Consider the following 19,996-nt stretch of genomic DNA (forward strand, 5'->3'; position numbering starts at 1 on the left):
AATTACGCGCGTTATCCGCTAACCTGGTTGGCGCCCTGGGCTGGGGATTCTGGCCGCGCTGGCCGGGGTGCTGTTTGCCCGCTTGCAGCAGCTTACCAAAGCCTTTTGGTCATCCGCGTTGTCGATGGCCGGGATTATTGCCACGGCCGGGATTTCCATGTTCCCGTTCATCATGCCGTCCTCGTCCGATCCGCGCTCCAGCCTGACGGTGTGGGATGCCGTGTCGTCGCATTTCACGCTGGTGGTCATGCTGGTGGCCGCTGTCATCTTTACCCCGATCGTGATTGCCTACACCAGTTGGGCGTACAAGGTCATGTGGGGCAAGGTGACGGAAGACGATATTCGTGCCAATGACCATTCGGCCTATTGAGGACCGGGCTATGCTGATTGCCGTATGTGCTCAGAATGGTCACAGCGTCACGCCGCATGCGGGTAAATGCTGCCGCTTCGTACAGGTGGAACTGGATGAGCAGGATGGCCGTTGCGTCCGCTCGGAGCTGTTGCAGATCCCCGCGACGCAGCGTTTTCAGCTGCATCCCGATCTGGCCGATCATCCGTTGCGACATGCTGCGGTCCTCATCGCCGGGTCGATGGGCGATGGCTTGGCCTTGCGGCTCAAGGCCAGCGGGATTGTTCCGGTCGTCACCACGGAGAGCGACCCGGTCTCGGCGGCGCAAGCCTGGTGGCGTAAAGCGGTGACGACGCTGGAGGTTTGCCCGGCCGTGTCGGGCCATGCGCTGGATGGCAGCAGTGGTTGTCACCACTAACCGATTAAAGGAGTCAATAAATGTGGTACTTTGCCTGGATGCTGGGATTGCCGCTGGCCCTGTTGCTGGCCGTGGTCAATGCCGTGATTGAAGAAAACCTGAGAGTGGACGACGACATTTCTGCCTGAAAGCAGTGATGGGGGTTCACCCCAAGCCGGAACAGCTGTTCCGGCTTTTTTTATGCCTGTTGTTCGTGTCGCGCGCCCGCTTGGTGGCCGTATCGATGACATGCCCGTGTGGTAGCCGGAGCAATGGAATGCGACAAAATGTCGCGGTACAGCGGCGCGTCGGCAATGGTAAAGTAGCCGACATGATGCCCTCCTTGCCGCCCCTGTCACCGCCCCGTTTTGCCGCCGATTTGTCGCGTTCCGTCACCCTGCTCGGTTATTTGCGCAGCCTGATGCTGCTGGTTAAGCGGTGGCGCCTTGCTGGTCTGCTGGGCTTGGGGTGTGGCATTGCCATGGGGCTTGCTGGGGCAAGCGCTGTTGACGTTGTTGCTGGCGCACGGCGGGTTGTCGCTCTGGTTGCGACGTGGCGGGCCGGTGCGGTTGATCCTGCAACTCGGTCTGTTGCTGGATGTGCTGACGCTGACCGAGTTGTTGGCGTTCAGCGGCGGCGCGGCTAACCCGTTGGCGTCGTTGTATCTGCCGCCAGTGCTGCTGGCTGCATTGTTGTCTCCGGGCTGGTTTGCCCGGGCTTTGGCCGTACTGACTCTGGTGCTGTATGGGCTGTTGTTTGCCCTGGCACCTGCCCGGCCGGTGGCGGGGCATGATGCCGCTTACGCCTTCAATCTGCATTTGATCGGCATGTGGCTCACTTTTGCCTTGTCGGCACTGTTAATTGCCGGTTTTGTCTCCGGCTGGCGCGGCAGTTGGCCGAACGCGAGGCGGCGCTGGCGGCTGCCCGTGAAACCCAGTTGCGTGAAGAACAGCTGCTGGCGGTGGGCATGCAGGCGGCCGGTGCGGCGCATTCGCTTTCCACGCCGATCAATACCCTGACCTTGTTGGTGGACGAATTGGCAAGCGAACATGCCTCGGTACCGGGTCTGGGCGACGATCTGGCGTTGATGCGCGGGCAGTTGAGTTGTTGTCGTGAGGCACTGGCCCGGCTGAAGCATGGCTCGGAGCCGCAACAGGCGGCCGCGCCGCTGTTTGCCATGTTGGCCGAACGCTTGTCAGGCTGGCGCTCGCTGCGGCCGGATGTGCGGCTGCACTGGCAACCGCCGCAGGGCGATGACCCGCCGGTACGGCTGGAGGCGGCGTTCTGGTTAAGCGCTGTTCAATCTGATCAACAACGCGGCGGACGCCGGTGGCGGCGAGGTGGAGGTGTCTGGCTAGCTGGTGGAGGGCGAGTTGCAGCTGGATATCATCAACCGCGAGGGCTGTCTGACGCCGCAACAGCTGGAGCGCGCCCTGCGCCCCTTGGCTTCCGACAAACCGGCTGGCATGGGGCTGGGGGTGATGTTGAGCCACGCCACACTGGCCCGGTTGGGCGGGTCATTATCGCTGGATAACCGGCCGCAGGGCGGCGTGCATGCGCGTGTCAGCCTGCCGTTGACAAGGGAATGAGAGAGCGATGGATTTTTTGCTGATTGACGACGACGAGGCTTTTTCCACGGTGCTGGCGCGTTCGTTGCGGCGCCGTGATTTCACCGTGACGGTGGCCTGTGATGCCGAATCGGCGCTCATGCAGGCGGCGGATAATCCGGAGCGGATCGTGCTTGACCTGAATCTGGAAGGGGATAGTGGCCTGCGGCTGTTGCCGTTGTTGCGCGAGGTGTGTCCGCAAACAGAGATTGTCGTGCTGACCGGCTACGCCAGCATTGCCACGGCGGTGGAAGCAACCAAGCTGGGGGCGGTGCAGTATCTGGCCGCTTAAGCATCGGTGGATGAAATTCTGGCGGCGTTTGCCCAGTGTTCGGCCAACCCTGACTTGCCGGTGGCGCCGCAGCCAATGTCGCTACGACGCCTCAGTTGGGAGCACTTGCAACGGGTGCTGGCCGAGCATGATGGCAATATCTCAGCTACCGCACGAGCGTTAAACATGCACCGCCGTTCGGTGCAGCGCATGTTGGCCAAGAAACCTGTAAAGAGCTGATGGCTTGGGTTGGATGTTTATTTTTCGATGGTTTTTCTGATTTTTTCCGGATTTTATCGTGGTTTAACCGGTTTTAGCTGCTTTTGTATTTTTCTTTTTATTCTCACGACATAGGTAAGTTGACGTAAACGTCAACTTTGCTGCCATCAGCCAAGCTTTACAACCTTCATCAAAAAATATGATTGGAGTAAATGGTCTATCCCTTCTACTGTCAATGGTTACTGCCGCAACCATGATGATAAAGGGAGAATAAACTATGCTGCTGCGCGGACAAATGATGGACCAACCGTTGCTGATCTCCAGTTTGCTGAAACACGCTGAAACCTACCATGGCGACAGCGAAATCGTTTCGCGCACGGTGGAAGGTCCCATTCATCGCTACACCTATCGCGATGCTGCCAAGCGCAGCCGTCAGCTGGCCAATGCGCTGGCCGCGCTGGAGGTGAAACCGGGGGAATGTGTCGGCACGCTGGCGTGGAACGGTTATCGTCATTATGAAATCTACTATGCGGTATCCGGCTCGGGTGCTGTGTGCCATACGGTCAACCCGCGACTGTTTGCCGAACAGATTGCCTACATCATCAACCACGCCGAAGACCGCGTGCTGATGTTTGATCTGTCCTTCTTGCCGGTGGTGGAACAGATCGCCGCCGAACTCTCCACCGTTAAGCATTTTGTGTTGATGACCGACCGTGCCCACATGCTCGGCGGCAACTTCCATCGAGAATCTGCTGTGCTATGAAGACCGGTAAACAGCCATAGCGACCAGTACGAGTGGCCGGAGTTTGACGAAAACACCGCCTCCAGCCTGTGTTACACCTCCGGCACCACGGGCAACCCCAAAGGCGTGCTGTACTCGCATCGTTCGACCGTGCTGCACGCCTACGCCAGCTCGCTGCCGGATAGTCTCGACATCTCGGCCGAAGGTGCGGTGATGCCGGTGGTGCCGATGTTCCACGTCAACGGCTGGGGCCTGCCGTACAGCTGCACCCTCAACGGTGCCAAGCTGGTGCTGCCGGGGCCGAAGATGGATGGCGTCAACCTGTATGAACTGATCGAAAGCGAACAGGTAACCATGACCGCCGGGGTGCCGACGGTCTGGATGATGCTGTTGCAGCACTGCGAAAAGAATCATCTCAAGATGCGCAGCCTCAAACGCGTGATCGTGGGCGGTTCGGCCGCGCCGGAGAGCATGATCGACAAGTTGGCTGAACACGGCGCCGAACTGCGCCAACTGTGGGGCATGACGGAACTGTCGCCGTGCGGCACCACCAGCACGCCGAAGTTCAAACACCGCGGTGCCGACGAGCAAACCCTGCGCAACCTGCACACCAAGCAGGGTCGGCCGATTTTTGGCGTGCAGATCCGCATTGTCGACGACGAAGGCAAGGCGCTGCCGCATGACGGCGTGGCCTTTGGCAACCTGCAAGTGAAGGGCCCTTGGGTACTGGGGCAGTACTTCCGCCGAGATCAGGACGACAGCCACACTCCGGATGGCTGGTTCAATACCGGTGACGTGGTGACGATTGACCCGGATGGCTACATGAAGATCACCGACCGTACCAAGGACGTGATCAAGTCGGGTGGCGAGTGGATCAGCTCGATCGAACTGGAAAACATTCTGGTGGGCCACCCTGCCGTGGCCGAAGCGGCAGCTATTGGCGTGTTCCATCCCAAGTGGGACGAGCGCCCGTTGATGGTGGTGGTGCTCAAACCGGGTTGCAGCGCCAGCCGCGACGAACTGATTGCGTTCTACGAAGGCAAGATTGCCAAGTGGTGGACGCCGGATGATGTGGCGTTTGTTGACGAGCTGCCGCACACCGCCACCGGTAAGCTGCAAAAGATGAAACTGCGCGAGATGTTCAAGGATTACCAGTGGGCCAACTGATTGAGTTTAATAAAATAAACCGTTGGACACTCTAGAGCTTTTGCGCTAAATTGAGGGCCGCACCAAAACCGTAAGGTTTTTGTGGTGTTAGCCCCTCGAAGCATCGCGCCAGCTGGTCTGGTGGGGTGTTTCTTCCTCGTGTTGGCCCCTGTGGCGAAGCCATCAGGGGATTTTTTTTGCCCGCTGTCCGGGCTTGTCTGCCTTGCCCCGGCGCTTGTCTCGCGCTGCCTCCATGACAAAATGATCGATGGCCGTTGCGGTGTGTCTGGCGCAACGGCTGTTATTTTTGTTAGCTTGCTATACCAAATAAGCCGCATCGCAAACGTGCTGCGGTTTTCTTGGTGAAGGATGGCTTGCCATGGAACCCGTCTGTACCCGATTGACCTGTTTATACGACGCAGCCCAACTGGAGCACGTCATCACCCGTATGGCGCAGCAGCTGGTGCCGTTACTGGCGGGACATGCCCATGTCGCGGTGATTGGCATTTTGCGTCGGGGCGCGCCGCTGGCGGACCGGCTGTGTGCTGCCTTGCAGCAGCATGGCCTGTTGTCCGAGCCGCTGCGGCTGGATCTGGCGATCAAACGCTACGCCGATGACCTGACCTTGCTCTACCCGGAAACCCGGCTGACTGAAAACACCGCCCATACCGAGCTGGACCTGACTGGCCATGCGCTCCTGGTGGTGGATGATGTGCTGTATAGCGGCCATTCGTTGTGGCGGGCGCTGGACTATTTGCTGCGCAAACAGCCGGTGGCGATTTATACCGCCATGTTGGCCGATCGCCATGTAACGCGGTTGCCGCTACGTGCCGATGTGGTGGGGCTGCATCTGCAAGTGGCGCCGCCGGATATTGTCGAATGCCATGTGCCGCCGTACGAACCGGCCCGGCAGATTGTGCTGCGTCAGCCGCTGCCCGGCATCAACGGCCATGTCTTGGCCGCAAGAGGAACCATGATGCGTTTTCAGAATCGGGAACAGGCGGCGCAGCTGCTGGCGGCCGAGTTGACGGCATGGCGTGGCAAGCATGCGCTGGTGCTGGCCATTCCGCGTGGCGGCGTGCCGATGGGGCGCATTGTGGCCGATGCGCTGGAGGCCGAGCTGGATGTGGTGCTGGTACGCAAGATCGGCGCACCGCATAACCCGGAGTTTGCCATTGGCGCCGTGAGCGAGTCGGGCTGGTCGCAACTCAGTGACGATGCGGTATTGGCCGGGGCAAGCGAGCGTTATGTGCAGCAGGAAAGGGAGCACCAGCTTGAGGTGATACGGCAACGCCGGGCGCAATATCGTCTGGTACGGGAGCCGATCAGCCCAACCGGGCGCAACGTGATTGTGCTGGATGATGGTTTGGCCACCGGTGCCACCATGCTGGCGGCGTTGCACGCGGTGCGGGCCAGTCGGCCGCAATGGCTGATCTGCGCGGTGCCGGTGGCTTCGCTTGAGGCGCTGGCACAGGTACGCCGTCAGTGTGATGAGGTGGTGTGCTTGCATGCCACGGCGGACTTCCACGCCGTGGGCCAGTTTTATCTGGATTTTCCGCAAGTGGAAGACAGTGCTGCGCTGGCGGCGCTGGCGGGGCGCCCGGCGGCGGGCGAGTAAATTATTACAGCCACTTGCCGGGGTTCATCAAACCGGCCGGGTCGAGCGTGGCCTTGATCTGGCGCATCAGCGTCAGGGCGACCGGGTCTTTGTAATGCTGCAGCCAGTGCGGTTTGAGTTGGCCGATGCCATGCTCGGCCGCCAGCGTGCTTAAGCAAACTGGTACACCGTGTCGTAGACGATGGCGTTGACGCGTGCTTCGTCGGCGAACAAATCGGCGTTGTCGGGGCGGGTGTAGCTGATGTTGTAGTGCAGGTTGCCATCACCGGCGTGGCCGAAAGCCATGATGCGCACGCTTGGGAAAGCAGCGCGCAGTGCGGTTTCGCAGTGTTCCACAAAGGCGGGAATGGCCGAGGTGGGCACCGCGATGTCGTGCTTGATGCTCGGGCCGTCGCGTTTTTGTGTTTCCGACATCGCCTCGCGCAGCTGCCATAGCTGTTGCCGTTCGGCCTCGTTCTTGGCCACCACGCCATCCACCATGTCGCGTTCGGCCAACCATTGCACCAGTTGTTCGGCCAACTGCGCTCGCCGCTATCGGACAGTTCAATCAGCAAGGCCCACGGTGCCTGAAACGGCAGCTGCCCGTGGTGGTACTGTTCCAGCAAACGCTGGCAGACGTCCGACAGGATTTCGAAGGTGGTCAGGCGGTCGCCAAAGCGGTCTTTCAGCGCATTGAGCCAGTCGATGGCTTCGCTGGCGTTGCGTACGCCCACCAGCGCAGTGGCGTGGGCGGTGGGCCGCGGAAACAGCTTGAGCGTGGCGGCGGTGATCAGCCCCAGTTGGCCTTCGGCGCCGATGAACAGCTGTTTGACGTCCAGCCCACTGGTGTCTTTGCGCAACCCGCTTAACGCATGCAGGATGCTACCGTCCGGCAGTACCACTTCCAGCCCCAGCGTCAGTTCGCGCATGGTGCCGTAGCGCAGCACTGCCAGCCCACCGGCATTGGTGGAAAGGTTGCCGCCGATTTGGCAGCTGCCTTCACTGGCCAGCGACAGCGGGAACAGCCGGTTGATGCTGGCTGCGGCTTGTTGCACTTCGGCCAACGTGGCGCCAGCTTCCACCGTGAGAGTGTGATTGGCGGCATCCAGCGCGCGCACCTGGCGCAACCGGCGCATGGCCACCACCAGCTGGCGGCCGCTGGTGTCGGGCGTGGCCGCGCCACAGGTGGAGGTGTTGCCACCTTGTGGCACGATGGCGACCGCATGCTGACGGCACAGTCTGACCAGTGCCGCCACTTCGGCGGTGCTACCCGGCTGGGCGACGGCCAGCGGCTGGCCCTGATAGCGGCGGCGTACATCCAGCGTGAAAGGAGCGGTGTCGGCTTAGCTGCGTCAGCAGCTGGGCCCGATGATCTGGGCCAGGCTGGAGAGGAAATCGTCCACGGTTTACTCCGGAATATCCGGTGACATCAGCTGGTCCGGATGCTGCCAGCCGGGCAGGGCGCTCAGGCGTTGCAGCCAGGCGCCGATGTGCGGCCACTCGGCGATATCCAGTCCGGCATCATGCAGCCACCACAGATAGCCACTGGCGGCGATATCCGCGACGGTGGCGTTCTGGCTTACCAGCCATGAACGATGGCTGAGTTGACCGTTCAGCGTGGCGAGGTCGGCGCGTACTTGCTGTTCCAGCCAGCCGAGCAGTTCGGCACCAGCGTCCGCGCCCGGACGGCGCAGGCGGCGCAATTGCGGCAGGTAAATTCCCAGTCGTGAGGCTTCCCAGTACAGCCATTCGCGTATTGTCTGGCGCTCGCCCGGCGCACCGGCCAGTACGCCTTCGTTTTCGGCCAACCATTCCAGAATGGCGTTGGATTGCACCAGCGGTACATCGCCTACCATCAATACCGGCACCTGTTGCCAGCGGCTGATGGCCTGAAAATCCGCCGGGCGCTCGTGGCGTGGCAGGCTCAGATCGATGTGACGGTAGTCATGGGACAGGTCGGCCAGCATCAGTGCCAGCCGTACCTTGTAGCTGTGGCCGGAACGGCGGTTGCCGTAAAGAGTGAGTGTCGTCATGGTGTGGATGAATTTTACGGTTGCACAGGGGCTCAGCAGCGACGCGAGCCCAGCCAGGGCGGCGATAAACGCCAGCGGTACGGAAAACAGCGCCGGGTTAGCATAGGGAAACAGCGGCCGTGGCTGTTGCAGTATACCCACCCAGACGGCTGGCCCGGTAATGATCAACAGCAGCGCGGCCACCATGCCGGTCAGGCCGCCCCACAGCACGCCACGGGCGCTCAGGCCACGCCAGTGCAGGGCCAACAGCAGCACCGGGAAATTACAGCTGGCGGCAATGGCAAAGGCCAGACCAAACAAAAACGCGATGTTCTGATGCTGGAACGGCACCGATAGCGCAATGGCAAGGGCACCCAGTGCGAGCACGGCGCGGCGTGACAGCGTCAACTGGCGTTGCGGGCTGGCGGCTTGCCCGGGGTAGCAGAGGGCGTACAGGTCATGGCTGATGGCGCTGGCGCTTACCAGTACCAGACCGGCTACCACCGCCAGAATCGAGGCAAACGCCACTGCCGAAATCAGCCCCTTGAGCGTGTCGCCGCCCAACTGCGCCGCCAGATGGATGGCGGCCATGTTGTTGCCGCCCAGCAGTTTGCCGCTGGCGTCATGCAGTGCCGCGAGCGGCGTCAGCATGGCCAGTGCGCCATAGCCGATCACGATATTGAGGGCAAAGCACAGCGCCACCAGTGCCGTGGCCCAGCCGACCGACTGGCGCGCGGCGCGATCATCCGCCACGGTGAAAAACCGCATCAGCACATGCGGCAGGCCGAGCAGGCCAAGCGTGATGCCCACGCCCAGCGACAATACCTCGACCGGGTTGGCCAACTGTTTGCTGGGCAAGAAAGCCGCCTCGCCGCGCAAGGCGTGCACCGCCTCGAACAGCGCGCTGGGCTGGTAATGGAAGGTGCGCAGCACCCCGCCCGCCAGCAGCAGGCTGCAGCCGAGCATCAACAGCGCCTTGAGCATCTGCACCCGGTGGTGGCCAGCATGCCGCCAAGGCTGACATACAGCACCATCAACAGCCCGACCAGCGTGACCGACGCCAGATACGGCAGGCCAAACAGCAGCTCGATCAGCGGTAGCTTCGCCCACCATCTGCACGATCAGGTAGCTCAGGGTGACGGTCAGCGAACCGGTGCTCGCCACCAGCCGCACCCGCCGATCGTCAAAGCGCCGGGTGAGCACGTCGACCACGGTGTAATGGCCGAGCGCGCGCAGTTTTTCGGCCAACAGCAACAACAGCAGCGGCCAGCTTACCAGTGTGCCGACGGCGTAGACCAGCGAATCGTAGCCCTGCCCCAGATACATGCTTAAGCCGCGCCCAGAAACGCCGCCGCAGACAGGTAATCGTTAACCAGCGCGATGCCGTTGAGCCAGCCGGGTAAGCGGCCACCCGCCGTGTAAAAGGCATCGACCGAAGCGGTGCGCCGTGCCGCCCAGCCGGTGATGGCCAGCGTGCAGGCGACAAACAGCAAAAAGAAGGCAACAGCGCTAGTCATGCGCGCGCTCCTTGTCGTGGTTGGCGCGCGGTCGGCTGACGTAGCGCAAGGTAACGGCCACACAGTGCACAAACAGCAGCAGCCCCAGCACGATGGAGCGCGGCCAGCCTGCTACATCGCCTTGCAGCCAGTGCGGCGCCAGCGCCACGAGCAGGTAATAGAAAACGACTGGCAGTAACAGGATAACGGTTAGGCGTCGGGTCATAAGGGTGGGGCAGGTTGGCCGAACAGCGGTTTCGGCCAACCTTGCGTGCGGGCAGCGGGTTATTTCTGCCAATAGGTTTTGACGTTGACGAATTCGTACAGGCCAAACTCGGACAGCTCGCGGCCGTAGCCGGAAGCCTTGACGCCGCCAAACGGCAGACGCAGATCAGAGCTGGTGTGGCGGTTGATGAACACGCTGCTTAAGCTTCGATGTCGCGCGCCAGTGCCCAGCCGCGTTCCACATCGGCTGTGTAGATGGCCGCGCCCAGACCAAACGGCGTGTCGTTGGCCAGCCGGATGGCGTCGGCTTCGTCGCGTGCGCGCAGAATGCTGGCAACCGGGCCAAACACTTCCTCGTGGTAAACGCGGCAGTCGGCATTGACGTGATCGAGCACTGTTGCCGGATAAAAGAAGCCCGGCGACGACGGCATTTGCCCGCCCGGCGCAGCGTGGCGCCATGGTGGGTGGCATCCAGCACCTGTGCATGCAGGGCTTCGCGCAAGTCGGCACGGGTGAGCGGCGCCAGCGTGGTGGCCGGATGGCGCGGGTCGCCGGGGCAGAGCACGCGCTTCGGCCAGAAAGGCGTCGACGAACGCGTCTGCCACGTCCGGTACCACAATCATGCGTTTGGCGGCGTTACAGCTTTGGCATCGCGGAAGCGCGAATGGGCGGCCTCCTGCGCGGCGGTGCCGACATCGGCATCGGCCAGCACGATGAACGGGTTGCTGCCGCCCAGTTCCAGCACGGTTTTCTTCAGATGCTTGGTTACGAGGCTGGCAATGACGCGGCCGGTTTGCGTGGAGCCGGTAAAGGCCACCGCGTCGCTCAGGCGGATGGCGTCCTCGACCTGATCATGCTCGATCCAGACCACGTCCAGCACCGGCAGTCTGGCCGCCTGCACGATGTCCAGCAAACACTGGGTACTTTGCGGGACCGATGGCGCCGGTTTGACCAGACAGGCATTGCCCGCCATCAGCGCCGGGATGGCAAAACGCAGCACCTGCCAGATCGGGTAATTCCACGGCATCACCGCCAGCACGGTGCCTAGCGGTTCGAACGCCACGCCGCTGCGGCTGGCCTGTGTGGCGATCGGCTGTGCGGCCAGCAGGCCCGGCGCCAGTTCGGCGTAGTAGCGGATTAACTGCACCGATTTATCGATTTCCGCCAGACACTCGCTGGTGCGCTTGCCCACTTCCAGCGTGACCAGATCGGCCAGCTCCTCGCGGGCGGCCGACAAGCATTCGGCCAGATGCAGCAAATGTGTGGCGCGCTCGGCAACCGGCAGGCGGCCCCGGTGCGCGTTGCGCCGTCTGCAGCCGGGCAACGGTGTGGCCCAGCGTGGCGGCTTACCAGAGCCGGGCGTGTGAAAACCACCTCTCCGGTGGCAGGGTTACAGCTGGTAAAGGCAGTCATGGCCAGATGAGTGTGAGGCGGCCTGACAGCAATCGCCAGTCAGGCCGGGTGGATCAAGTCGCTACTCTAGCAAAAAAGCCCCGGACAGACATCCGGGGCTTGAGGCAAATTGTTGGCGGGATTTCAGCCTTGCGGCAGATCGGCCGGTTTTTCGCCGCTGAGGAAATAGCGGATGGTTTCCTGTACCGAGCGCATGGCTTCGCCAAACGGCAGCGGATCGGCGCCGCGGAAAAACAGGCCCTTGCTCACTTCGCCACGGAAGGCGGCGGACAGCTTGAGGTCGATGCAGAACTGGCCGACCTTGGCCAGCCCGTCACGCAGCCCGCACACCGACAGGCAGTTGAGCCCTTGCGTGCAGCGCCGTGGGTCGGCCTTGGCATTGGCCTGCAAGGTGGCTTCGCGCCGCAGGTAGCTTTTGAGGAACGGCGTGAGCACGCCGCGCGCCTACAGTCCGGCCACGCTCATGAATTCGACAATATCTTCCGGCCGCGCTTCGGCCAACGTGCGTTTGAAGTTGGGGTGGGCATCGCCTTCGCGGGTGACGGCAAAGGCGGTGCCAATCTGCACGGCGGAGGCGCCAAAACCCTGCAAATAGGTTTTCACCTTGTCGAAGCTGTTGACGCCACCGGCCACGATCAGCGGCAGCTTTTCGCTTTCCAGTTGCAGCGTCTTGAATAGCTCGAAGGTTTCTTCCAGCACGCGCTGGAAGCTGAAGCGGTCGCTGTCGATGTCCTGCATATGCGCCGCGCCCAGATGGCCACCGGCATGTTTGGGGTGCTCGATCACGATGGCATCAGGCAAGCGGCCTTTTTTCATCCAGCGTTTGAGCACGATATTGATGCCGCGTGCTTCGGACAGAATGGGAATCAGCGCCACATCCGGGTAATCGCGGGTCATGTCCGGCAAATCCAGCGGCAGCCCGGCCCCCATGACCACGGCCTGAGCGCCCGATTCGCATGCCTGACGCACCATGGCGGCGTGGCTGTCGACCGCCTTCATCACATTGACGGCCACCAGCCCGTGGCCGTCGGCGCGCGCCAGCGCACCTTTGACTTCGCGGTCGAGGGCAATCAGGTTGAGCCGCTCCAGTGCCGCCTGATCGTGGACGGCTTTGGCCGACTGTTCCATCAGGTCGGCGTGCAGGTGGCGCAAATCGACGCTGGCAATGGTGCCAACCGCGCCTTCGCGCGCCACGCTACCGGCGAGGCTTTGCGCCGAAATGCCCACGCCCATGCCACCTTGCACGATAGGTAACAGTTGGCGGCCGCGGAGAATAAGAGGGGAAAACGGGTGTGTCATCAAGGAGGGCCAGCAGTCAAACGGGAACGCTCATGCTAGCTTGCGGGGCGCTTTGGCGTATTGATGTGAGTCAATCCGATCAGGACGCCCGGCGGGCGTCGATCCGGTTGTCGTGTGCGCTGCAATATCTTGCATTAATCATCTTCTACTATTGAATAGATTGATGTAACCTGTTTAAAGAATATCTACTTAATAAACCTGTCGGTATACGGTGCGATCCGGCGTCGGGGACGGCGACGCAAGCGTTCGGACTGCATCCACGGGCCGACACTGGGACGTTTATCCTATGGATACTTTAAAAGCGCTCATGGTCTTCATGACGACGGCGGAGAATGGCAGTTTCTCCGATGCAGCCCGCAAGCTGGGGGTATCTCCGGCTGCCATCAGCCAGAGTATTGCCCGGCTGGAGCAAGAGCTGGAGGTTCGGTTGTTCAATCGCACCACTCGCCAGCTGACTCTTACCGAAGATGGCTAAGCGCTTTTATGCGCAATGCCGTGGCCCGGTGAACAACCGGACTCTGCCATCAACCAGCTCAAGGCTAGTCGTGACGAGCCACTTCCATCTGCGCGTGAGTATGCCCAACTCGTTCGGTTTAGCGTTTCATCCTGCCGATCATGGGCGAGTTCTGTGATCGTTACCCCAAGGTGCGAGTGTTCTTCGGGCTGGATGACCACTTCAGCGACCTGATCGAAGACGGCTACGACGTCGGCGTGCGTACCGGCATGATGCCGGATAGCCGCATGGTGGCGCGCAATCTGGCGCAGATTCCGCTCTACGTGGTGGCATCGCCGGAATACTGGGACAAGCACGGCTTAAGCCGAGCAATCCGGAAGAGTTGTCCAACCACGACTGTATCAATTTTCAGTTCCCCACTTCCGGACGGTTGTGCAAATGGGAATTTGACGACCATGGCGAGCGCATTCCGCTGGATGTGAACGGTACCTATACCCTGAATGAGCAGGAAGCGGTGTGCGAGCTGGCGCGTCTGGGTATGGGCGTGGCGCAGTTGCCGGGGCATGAAGTAGTGTCTTATATCCGCAGTGGCGAACTGGAAGCGGTGCTGACCGATTTCGTTTCGCTGGAGCGTTCCATCTATATCTGCTTCCCGCATCGTGATCACATCGCGCCGCGTACCCGGGTGTTTGTCGATTTCGTGGTAGAGAAACTGGCTGACCACCCGGACATCATTGCCGATCTGCCGGGGCTGGATTTGTCGGCCAAACGCAAGGCGGCATCGGTGGACAGTGGCATCTAGCCAATCATTTTCTGCCCGCTGTGGTGAAAAAGCCCGACATGGTCGGGCTTTTTTTGTGTCATGCCATTAGAGCGTTGCCGGGCGCTATGTTGCCGTGTATTGTCATATATGATCAAATTTGCTTGAGCTGTTTGTGGGCGAGAGAGGAGCATTCCGCATGACACAAGAGATGACACATACCCGGTCTTACTATGCCGCTTCGGCCAACCCTGCTGCACCGCGACCAGCCCTGCAGGGTAGCCATCAGGCGGATGTCTGTGTGGTTGGTGCTGGTTTTACCGGGCTTTCCACCGCCTTGCATCTGGCCGAGCAAGGCATGCGCGTTATCGTGCTGGAGGCGGCCAAGGTGGGCTGGGGGGCCTCCGGGCGTAACGGCGGACAGATCGTCAATAGTTACAGCCGTGACATGGATGTGATCAAAAGAAGACATGGCGAGGCGGCGGCGCGGGCCTTGGGCGACATGGCTTTTGAAGGTGCGCGCATCATCCGTGAGCGTGTGGCCAAGTACGGGATTCAGTGTGATCTGAAAGATGGCAATGTCTTTGCCGCGTTCACCGCCAAGCAGATGCAGGAGCTGGAGACGAAAAAGGCGCTGTGGGAGCGTTATGGTCACACCGGGCTGGAGCTGGTAGACCGTGCCGGTATGGCGCGGATTGTCAGCTCCGACCAGTATCAGGGGGCGTTGCTCGATCACTGGGGTGGACACTTGCATCCGCTCAATCTGGCCTTGGGCGAGGCGGCGGCGTTCGAGTCGCTGGGCGGGCAGATTTTCGAGCAGTCGGCGGTGCTGCGTATCGACAGGCGGGAGCCTGCGGTGGTGTATACCGCCGAAGGGCAGGTGACGGCGCGCTTTGTGGTGCTGGCTTAAGCAATGCCTATCTGGGCAATCTGGTGCCGGAGTTGGCCGAAAAAAGCCTGCCGTGCGGCACGCAGGTGATTACCACCGAACCGCTACCGGCGGAGGTGGCGCAGGCGCTGCTGCCGGGTGGTTACTGCATTGAAGATTGCAACTTCCTGCTGGATTACTACCGGCTGACGGCAGACAACCGCTTGCTGTATGGCGGCGGCACGGTGTACGGCGCGCGTGATCCGCATGACATCAAGCAACTGATCCGCCCGAAGATGCTGAAAACCTTTCCGCAGCTGGCGGACGTCAAGATTGATTTCGCCCGGACCGGCAATTTCTCGCTGACGTTGACGCGTCTGCCGCAGGCCGGACGGCTGGGGTCCAACATCTACTATTCGCAAGGGTGTAGCGGCCATGGCGTGACCTATACCCATCTGGCCGGGCGCTTGTTGGCCGAGGCGATCAGTGGCCAGAGCCAGCGTTTCGACGCCTTTGCCAGCCTGCCGCACTATCCGTTCCCGGGCGGACGGTTATTCCGCGTGCCGATGCTGACGTTGGGCGCGTGGTGGTATGGCGTGCGCGACCGGCTGGGGGTCTAGCGCGGTCAAGTAAAAGGTTTTGTGTCCTCTGTGCTCATTCTGGCGCGACCGTGGTCGCGCCATTTTTTTCGTTGTATTGCCGCAGAGGGGCTGGCTTACATTTGTTCATGATTGCCCATGGTGGCCACACAGTTGCTTTACGCCTGCTGGCGATACTGACTTCACCGCAGCAACAGGGCTGCTGATCACGTGGAGAATGAACATGGCAACACAGGTAAAGTGGCTGGGCGTGCTGGCTTTGGGGCTGTCGATGCTGGCGCAGGCCGCGCCGTGGCAACCGGTGGCAACTCCGCAAACGCGTATTGCACAGGGTGTCCGGCAAGGGCAGCTGACGCGGCCGGAGGCGCAGCGCCTGCGTCAGGAGCACCGGCAGCTGCATCATGAAGCGCGGGTATTCCGCGCCGATGGCCATCTCAGCCCATGGGAACGGGCCCAGTTGCGCCATGACCGGCGGCATTTTCAGCACGACCTCTATCGGGCGCGGCATAACGCGCGCTGGCGTGGCTGAGTGCTGGCGCCACAACGACAACGGGCCGTCGATGACGGCCCGCTGGTGGTGATGGCAGAGCTCAGGCCGCCATGAAACGTGCCAGCGGCGTGTGACTCCAGTCCACGCTGTCGAGCAGGTTTTTGACGATCAGGCCCAGTTCGGTATCGCCTTCAATCACCAGTTTGCGGTTGAAGAACAGCGTGTCCGGGTCTTCTTCGCGCCGCATCATGCGGGCAAAGTCCACTAGGTTGGCCGAAAGCCGCAGGTCTGGCGCGCCGTGACCGCCATCCAGAGTAAAGCGCTGGGCGTTGGCGGCAAATTGCAATTGCAAGTCGGCGTCACGCACCTCGACGGCGAAACGCTTGCCGTCCAGCAGGCTCATGTCGGCTTAAGCAGGATGCCACGCTGTACCAGTTGGTTGAGGGCGGTGACCAGCGCCCAGGACGGTGGCGTGCTGGGCAGGCGGCGTACCAGCGTGGCCAGCAGCGGTGGCAAGGTAAAGTCAGAACGGTTCATCATGCTTCTCCCATGGCACGGATGCTTAAGCGGTGCCGTGCCAGTAGCCGTCAATCAGCTTGCCGGGCGCCACGCTGGCCAGTTGCGGCAGGACATCTTCCGGTTGTTGGATGCCTTGCAGTACCTGATGGAAAGCCTGCACCACGGCGGCGGTATCCTGCCATTGCGGGCTGATGCGCACGGCGGTGATGCCCATGTCGGCCATGTCGTCCAGATGTGCCAGCAAGGTGCTGCAACCATCGGACAAGGTCTGGATGCCGTTGATGGTGAGGGAAGGCTTGCGCTTCGCGCGTGGCCAGCGTCATGCCGTCCGGATGGTCCAGGGCAGCGGAACTGGCAGTCGTCCTTGTTAAGGTTGTAGTGGCGGGCGGTAAAGCAGCGCGCGGAGAACGCCAAGGGTAGCTTGCCCCGTGCAAACACCTCGGTTTCGATGGCCAGCCCTTGTGCCCGGCTGGCACCCAGCACTTCGGCCAACAGCGTGCGCGGCATTTCCACTGGCGGTAGCCAGCGATAGGCGCCGAGCGAGTGCATCAGCGCCAGCGTTTCGGCGTTGTAGATATTGAGTGTGCTGCTTCGGCGACAAACGGCAGGTGCTGCTCATGGGCCAGCCGCACAGCGCCCAGATCGTTGGCTTCGAGGTGCAGCGTGCCTTGCTCGATCAGCTTGCGCAGGCGTTTGAGATCGGATTCGCTCTCGATCAGTGCCGGCTGGCGAGCACGACTCTCTTGCCCTGATCGGCCAGCTCCTGAGCGATGGCCAGCCAGTCGGCGGTGCGCAATTGCTGGCGGCGCGAGCACACCACTTCACCCAGATACACCGTGTCCACCGGCCAGTCGGCCACTTCACGATAAAAACGGAACATTTCCTCCTTCGGCCAGAAAAACAGGACCGGGCCGAGCGCGAGGTTAATAGCATGTGCAGTCATGATGATTTCTTCCGGCAGAAAGGTGGCGCGGGTTATTTCCACGGCCGGTTGTAGGCGCCCAGCGTTTGCTGCTGGCCTTCTGCCAGCTTGCCCAGCGCCTGTTGCCAGAGCGGTTGTACGTTGAAGTGCTGGGCATCGCGCGCGGCGCTGTCCAGTGGCGGCGCGCAGGGTGCGGGTGACTTGCGCCACATAGGCCGGGCTGCGCTGGCGGCCTTCTACCTTGATGGCGGACACGCCGATTTCGATCAGTTGCGGCAGCATGGTCAGCACGTTCAGGCTGGTGGGCTCTTCCAGTGCGTAATAGGTGTCGCCTTCAACTTCGAAGCGGCCTTTGCACAAGGTGGGATAGCGGCTTCGTCACCGTGGTACTGGTCGATCAGGATGCCGTTGAGGCGGGCGTTGAGCGAGCTGGCGCCCTGTTCCCAGCGCACGTGTTTGGCGGGTGAGCAGACGCCGTGGGTATTGGGGGATTCGCCGGTGGCGTAGCTGGACAGCAGGCAGCGGCCTTCCACCATCACGCACAGGCTGCCAAAGCCGAAGACTTCGATTTCCACTGGCGTGTGTTCGATGACGTTTTTCACTTGCGCCAGCGTCAGCACGCGCGGCAGCACCACGCGCTGGATGCCGAACAGCTGGTGTGCCAGATTCACGGCTTCGTAATTGGTGGCGGAGCTTTGCACCGACATGTGCAGGCGCAGTTGCGGATGGCGGCGCCCCTGGCGTAAGCCATCAGGCCAAGGTCGGCCAGAATGACGGCATCCACGCCCAGATCGGCCGCTTCGTCCACCGCGCGTTGCCAGCGGCTGATATCGCCGCCCTGAGCATAGGTATTGATGGCCATCAGCACCTTGCGTCCGCGCTCGTGGGCGTAGCGGATGCCGGTGCGGGCGGTGGTGTCGTCGAAATTGAGCCCGGCAAAGTTGCGGGCGTTGGTGTCGTTTTTCAGGCCGAGGTAGACGGTGTCGGCACCGTTATCCACCGCAGCCTTGAGTGCAGGCAGGCTACCTGCCGGGCACACCAGTTCCGGCACGGTTCGGGAGGCTAGCATGGCAATAAGGCCTAGTAGGGAAAATGCGCCGACAGTAGCAGCTTCATCTTCCCGAGCCATTGTTTTGTATCAAGTTTCGGCCAACCTCGCCGGTGTGGCTGGCCCGCCCGCCGTCAGTCAGAGCGGCCAGACCAGCTTGGTTTTGGCCACCAGCACGATGTAGCTCACCACCAGTAGCGCGGCCGCACAGGCGACCAGCTGCACGGTGCGCGTCTTGCCGCGTTTGAGCGCCACGGTGCCCAGCCCGATATACAGCAGCAAGGCGCCAATCTTGGCCAGAATCCACGGCGTTTGCAGCACGGCCCAGTGGCCGAGCCACAGCAGGCCGAGCGCGCAACTGAGCAGCAAGGTATCGATCACATGCGGCAGAATGCGCAGCGGTCGCCACGCCAGTTTTTCTGGCCGTAGCCATAGCAGCAGGCCACGCAGGGTAAACAGCAGGATGGACAGGTAGGCAAAGCCCATGTGGGCGTGTTTGAGCATGGGATAACTGAGCATGGGGGTGACCTTGAGTGTGTAAGGGGTGGTGACGGTTATTGTTTGCCATGACAATGGGTAGCCGATGATACACTGACGTCCTGTCTTGCTTCCTTGTTCCCGACATGCTGTTTCTTTATCAGTCCAACCGGCTGGAGCAACTGGGTCAACTGCTCACCGGCATGGTCCGCACGTTGCCGTTGTCCGACCCGTTTGCGCCGGAAACCATCATCGTGCAAAGCCGTGGCATGGGGCGCTGGATTACCCTGCAGTTGGCCGAACAGGCCGGTATTGCCGCGAACATGGATTTTGTCCTGCTTAACGGCTTTTGCCGGCGGCTGATGCAAAAAGTGATGCCGGATTTACCGCGTAAATCCGGCTTCTCGCCGGAAGTGCTCACCGGCGCCTGATGGCGCTGCTGCCGCAGCTTGAGGGCGAACCGTTTACCCCGCTGCGCCGCTATCTGGAAGGTGGTGAAACCGCCTGTTTCGAACTGGTAAGTCAAGATCGCCGATATTTTTGACCAGTATCTGGTGTTCCGCCCGGACTGGATTCGCGCCTGGGAAGGGCAGCCTGCTCGATCTGGGCGATGACGAAGCCGGCAGGCGGCGCTGTGGCGGCAACTGGCCGCGCAGGATGCCAGCCGCCACCGCGTGCGCATGCTGGACGAATTCTTCAGCCAACTGACCCCGCAACACCTGCCGGAACGCATCACCCTGTTTGGCATTGCCAGCCTGGCGCCGATGTATCTGGCCATGGTCAAAAGGTTGGCCGAACTCACCGACGTTTGCCTGTTCACCCTCAACCCGTGCGAAGCCTACTGGGGCGACATTGTCGATAGCCGACGCAAGCTGCGCCTGCGCGAGCAGGGCGATTTGTTTGCCAGCGAAGGCCATCCGCTGCTCGCTTCGCTGGGCAAACAGGGGCGCGACTTTTTCGAACTGATCGCGGCCGATAGCGAACTGGACGCCCGCACCGGCTTTGCCGAACCGGTCGGCAACAGCCTGCTGGCGCGTTTGCAGCGCGACATCCTGCAACTGAACGACCCGCAGGCCGCGCCGCAAG

General features: G+C 61.6%; 25 protein-coding genes and 7 pseudogenes. 18 read left to right on the forward strand and 14 right to left on the reverse strand.

Translation table 11 applies throughout. The features are described 5' to 3' along the window. The first annotated feature begins 67 nt into the window (after positions 1–67). The 10 genes and pseudogenes from GKE73_RS23465 (at position 68) to GKE73_RS12035 (ending at position 6,349) form a co-directional block, all read left to right on the forward strand. Entirely contained in the window at positions 68–370 is a 303-nt protein-coding gene (locus tag GKE73_RS23465; RefSeq protein WP_312854438.1) for a cytochrome d ubiquinol oxidase subunit II, read from the forward strand. 10 nt (positions 371–380) lie between these two features. Continuing rightward, on the forward strand, positions 381–767 hold the full coding sequence (locus GKE73_RS12000; protein WP_230370202.1) for a NifB/NifX family molybdenum-iron cluster-binding protein: 387 nt from the start codon (positions 381–383) through the stop codon (positions 765–767). Positions 768–787: 20 nt separating this feature from the next. Next, entirely contained in the window at positions 788–895 is a 108-nt protein-coding gene (gene cydX, locus GKE73_RS12005) for a cytochrome bd-I oxidase subunit CydX (protein WP_230370203.1), read from the forward strand. Between the two features lie 297 nt (positions 896–1,192). Beyond that, positions 1,193–1,765, forward strand: coding sequence for a hypothetical protein (locus GKE73_RS25820; RefSeq protein WP_376767347.1), 573 nt, complete (start codon positions 1,193–1,195; stop codon positions 1,763–1,765). Positions 1,766–2,107: 342 nt separating this feature from the next. Further along, on the forward strand, positions 2,108–2,335 hold the full coding sequence (locus GKE73_RS25825) for an ATP-binding protein (protein WP_376767348.1): 228 nt from the start codon (positions 2,108–2,110) through the stop codon (positions 2,333–2,335). A gap of 7 nt (positions 2,336–2,342) precedes the next feature. Then, entirely contained in the window at positions 2,343–2,645 is a 303-nt protein-coding gene (locus GKE73_RS26580; RefSeq protein WP_230370205.1) for a response regulator, read from the forward strand. A gap of 6 nt (positions 2,646–2,651) precedes the next feature. Then, positions 2,652–2,864, forward strand: a complete 213-nt coding sequence (locus tag GKE73_RS26585; RefSeq protein ID WP_230370206.1) for a response regulator transcription factor — start codon at positions 2,652–2,654, stop codon at positions 2,862–2,864. A gap of 277 nt (positions 2,865–3,141) precedes the next feature. Next, positions 3,142–4,314, forward strand: a pseudogene (locus tag GKE73_RS12025) (AMP-binding protein); the annotation flags it as partial. Between the two features lie 93 nt (positions 4,315–4,407). After that, positions 4,408–4,752: an AMP-binding enzyme gene (locus tag GKE73_RS12030; RefSeq protein ID WP_230371474.1), complete on the forward strand. Its 345-nt coding sequence runs from the start codon at positions 4,408–4,410 to the stop codon at positions 4,750–4,752. A gap of 358 nt (positions 4,753–5,110) precedes the next feature. Further along, complete coding sequence (locus GKE73_RS12035; RefSeq protein WP_230370207.1) at positions 5,111–6,349, forward strand: phosphoribosyltransferase family protein; 1,239 nt, start codon at positions 5,111–5,113, stop codon at positions 6,347–6,349. A 4-nt stretch (positions 6,350–6,353) separates the two neighbouring features. Here GKE73_RS12035 and GKE73_RS23470 read toward each other — a convergent pair whose 3' ends face one another. Together GKE73_RS23470 and GKE73_RS12040 are read right to left on the reverse strand one after the other, a co-directional pair. Beyond that, positions 6,354–6,494 carry an FAD-binding oxidoreductase gene (locus GKE73_RS23470; protein ID WP_312854567.1) on the reverse strand — a complete coding sequence of 47 codons (141 nt, stop codon included), beginning with the start codon at positions 6,492–6,494 and terminating at the stop codon, positions 6,354–6,356. A 5-nt stretch (positions 6,495–6,499) separates the two neighbouring features. Next, on the reverse strand, positions 6,500–6,868 hold the full coding sequence (locus GKE73_RS12040) for an FAD-binding oxidoreductase (protein WP_280954909.1): 369 nt from the start codon (positions 6,866–6,868) through the stop codon (positions 6,500–6,502). 65 nt (positions 6,869–6,933) lie between these two features. Between GKE73_RS12040 and GKE73_RS12045 the strand changes: the two genes are divergently transcribed. Then, complete coding sequence (locus GKE73_RS12045; RefSeq protein ID WP_230370208.1) at positions 6,934–7,197, forward strand: hypothetical protein; 264 nt, start codon at positions 6,934–6,936, stop codon at positions 7,195–7,197. A 63-nt stretch (positions 7,198–7,260) separates the two neighbouring features. Here the strand turns inward: GKE73_RS12045 and GKE73_RS12050 are convergent. The 8 genes and pseudogenes from GKE73_RS12050 to GKE73_RS12080 all read right to left on the reverse strand — a co-directional run. Then, a pseudogene (locus tag GKE73_RS12050) lies at positions 7,261–7,584 on the reverse strand (FAD-binding oxidoreductase); the annotation flags it as partial. 150 nt (positions 7,585–7,734) lie between these two features. Beyond that, positions 7,735–9,666 carry a sodium:solute symporter family transporter gene (locus GKE73_RS12055; RefSeq protein WP_230370209.1) on the reverse strand — a complete coding sequence of 644 codons (1,932 nt, stop codon included), beginning with the start codon at positions 9,664–9,666 and terminating at the stop codon, positions 7,735–7,737. 2 nt (positions 9,667–9,668) lie between these two features. Continuing rightward, positions 9,669–9,857, reverse strand: a complete 189-nt coding sequence (locus GKE73_RS12060; RefSeq protein WP_230370210.1) for a hypothetical protein — start codon at positions 9,855–9,857, stop codon at positions 9,669–9,671. Then, entirely contained in the window at positions 9,850–10,134 is a 285-nt protein-coding gene (locus GKE73_RS12065; RefSeq protein WP_230370211.1) for a DUF485 domain-containing protein, read from the reverse strand. The genes GKE73_RS12060 and GKE73_RS12065 overlap by 8 nt, the downstream gene beginning before the upstream one ends. Further along, the gene (locus GKE73_RS12070) at positions 10,122–10,256 is read right to left on the reverse strand and encodes an aldehyde dehydrogenase family protein (RefSeq protein ID WP_230370212.1); all 135 of its coding nucleotides are present in this window, start codon (positions 10,254–10,256) and stop codon (positions 10,122–10,124) included. Before GKE73_RS12070 ends, GKE73_RS12065 begins: the two co-directional genes overlap by 13 nt. 5 nt (positions 10,257–10,261) lie before the next feature. After that, positions 10,262–10,684 carry an aldehyde dehydrogenase family protein gene (locus GKE73_RS25845; protein WP_376767349.1) on the reverse strand — a complete coding sequence of 141 codons (423 nt, stop codon included), beginning with the start codon at positions 10,682–10,684 and terminating at the stop codon, positions 10,262–10,264. Next, positions 10,681–11,385, reverse strand: a complete 705-nt coding sequence (locus GKE73_RS25850) for an aldehyde dehydrogenase family protein (RefSeq protein WP_376767350.1) — start codon at positions 11,383–11,385, stop codon at positions 10,681–10,683. The genes GKE73_RS25845 and GKE73_RS25850 overlap by 4 nt, the downstream gene beginning before the upstream one ends. 212 nt (positions 11,386–11,597) lie before the next feature. Then, positions 11,598–12,773 (reverse strand): annotated as a pseudogene (locus GKE73_RS12080) (NAD(P)H-dependent flavin oxidoreductase). A gap of 307 nt (positions 12,774–13,080) precedes the next feature. On the opposite strand from GKE73_RS12080, the gene GKE73_RS12085 reads away from it, so the two are divergent. From GKE73_RS12085 to GKE73_RS12100, 6 genes are all read left to right on the forward strand, one after another. Beyond that, the gene (locus GKE73_RS12085; RefSeq protein ID WP_230370213.1) at positions 13,081–13,248 is read left to right on the forward strand and encodes a LysR family transcriptional regulator; all 168 of its coding nucleotides are present in this window, start codon (positions 13,081–13,083) and stop codon (positions 13,246–13,248) included. A gap of 140 nt (positions 13,249–13,388) precedes the next feature. After that, positions 13,389–13,709: a LysR substrate-binding domain-containing protein gene (locus tag GKE73_RS23475; protein ID WP_280954910.1), complete on the forward strand. Its 321-nt coding sequence runs from the start codon at positions 13,389–13,391 to the stop codon at positions 13,707–13,709. Then, positions 13,610–14,029 (forward strand): LysR substrate-binding domain-containing protein, encoded by a 420-nt coding sequence (locus GKE73_RS12090; RefSeq protein WP_280954911.1) that lies wholly within the window; start codon positions 13,610–13,612, stop codon positions 14,027–14,029. Before GKE73_RS23475 ends, GKE73_RS12090 begins: the two co-directional genes overlap by 100 nt. Positions 14,030–14,186: 157 nt before the next feature. Further along, entirely contained in the window at positions 14,187–14,897 is a 711-nt protein-coding gene (locus tag GKE73_RS25855) for an NAD(P)/FAD-dependent oxidoreductase (RefSeq protein WP_376767351.1), read from the forward strand. A gap of 23 nt (positions 14,898–14,920) precedes the next feature. Then, the gene (locus GKE73_RS25860; protein WP_376767352.1) at positions 14,921–15,475 is read left to right on the forward strand and encodes an NAD(P)/FAD-dependent oxidoreductase; all 555 of its coding nucleotides are present in this window, start codon (positions 14,921–14,923) and stop codon (positions 15,473–15,475) included. 202 nt (positions 15,476–15,677) lie between these two features. Beyond that, positions 15,678–15,983 (forward strand): hypothetical protein, encoded by a 306-nt coding sequence (locus GKE73_RS12100; RefSeq protein ID WP_230370214.1) that lies wholly within the window; start codon positions 15,678–15,680, stop codon positions 15,981–15,983. Positions 15,984–16,044: 61 nt separating this feature from the next. Here GKE73_RS12100 and ubiT read toward each other — a convergent pair. The 4 genes and pseudogenes from ubiT to GKE73_RS12125 form a co-directional block, all read right to left on the reverse strand. Beyond that, positions 16,045–16,481: pseudogene (ubiT, locus tag GKE73_RS24815) on the reverse strand (ubiquinone anaerobic biosynthesis accessory factor UbiT). Positions 16,482–16,506: 25 nt separating this feature from the next. Beyond that, a pseudogene (locus GKE73_RS12115) lies at positions 16,507–17,406 on the reverse strand (U32 family peptidase). 32 nt (positions 17,407–17,438) lie between these two features. After that, positions 17,439–18,454, reverse strand: a pseudogene (gene ubiU, locus GKE73_RS12120) (ubiquinone anaerobic biosynthesis protein UbiU). A gap of 117 nt (positions 18,455–18,571) precedes the next feature. Beyond that, a complete protein-coding gene (locus tag GKE73_RS12125) occupies positions 18,572–18,952 on the reverse strand; it encodes a SirB2 family protein (RefSeq protein WP_230370216.1) in 381 nt (126 codons plus the stop codon). Positions 18,953–19,113: 161 nt separating this feature from the next. Here GKE73_RS12125 and GKE73_RS27015 point away from each other — a divergent pair. Further along, a pseudogene (locus tag GKE73_RS27015) lies at positions 19,114–19,908 on the forward strand (exodeoxyribonuclease V subunit gamma); the annotation flags it as partial. Positions 19,909–19,996: the final 88 nt, after the last annotated feature.

The sequence above is a fragment of the Paludibacterium denitrificans genome, assembly GCF_009707705.1.
Classification (GTDB): domain Bacteria; phylum Pseudomonadota; class Gammaproteobacteria; order Burkholderiales; family Chromobacteriaceae; genus Paludibacterium_A; species Paludibacterium_A denitrificans.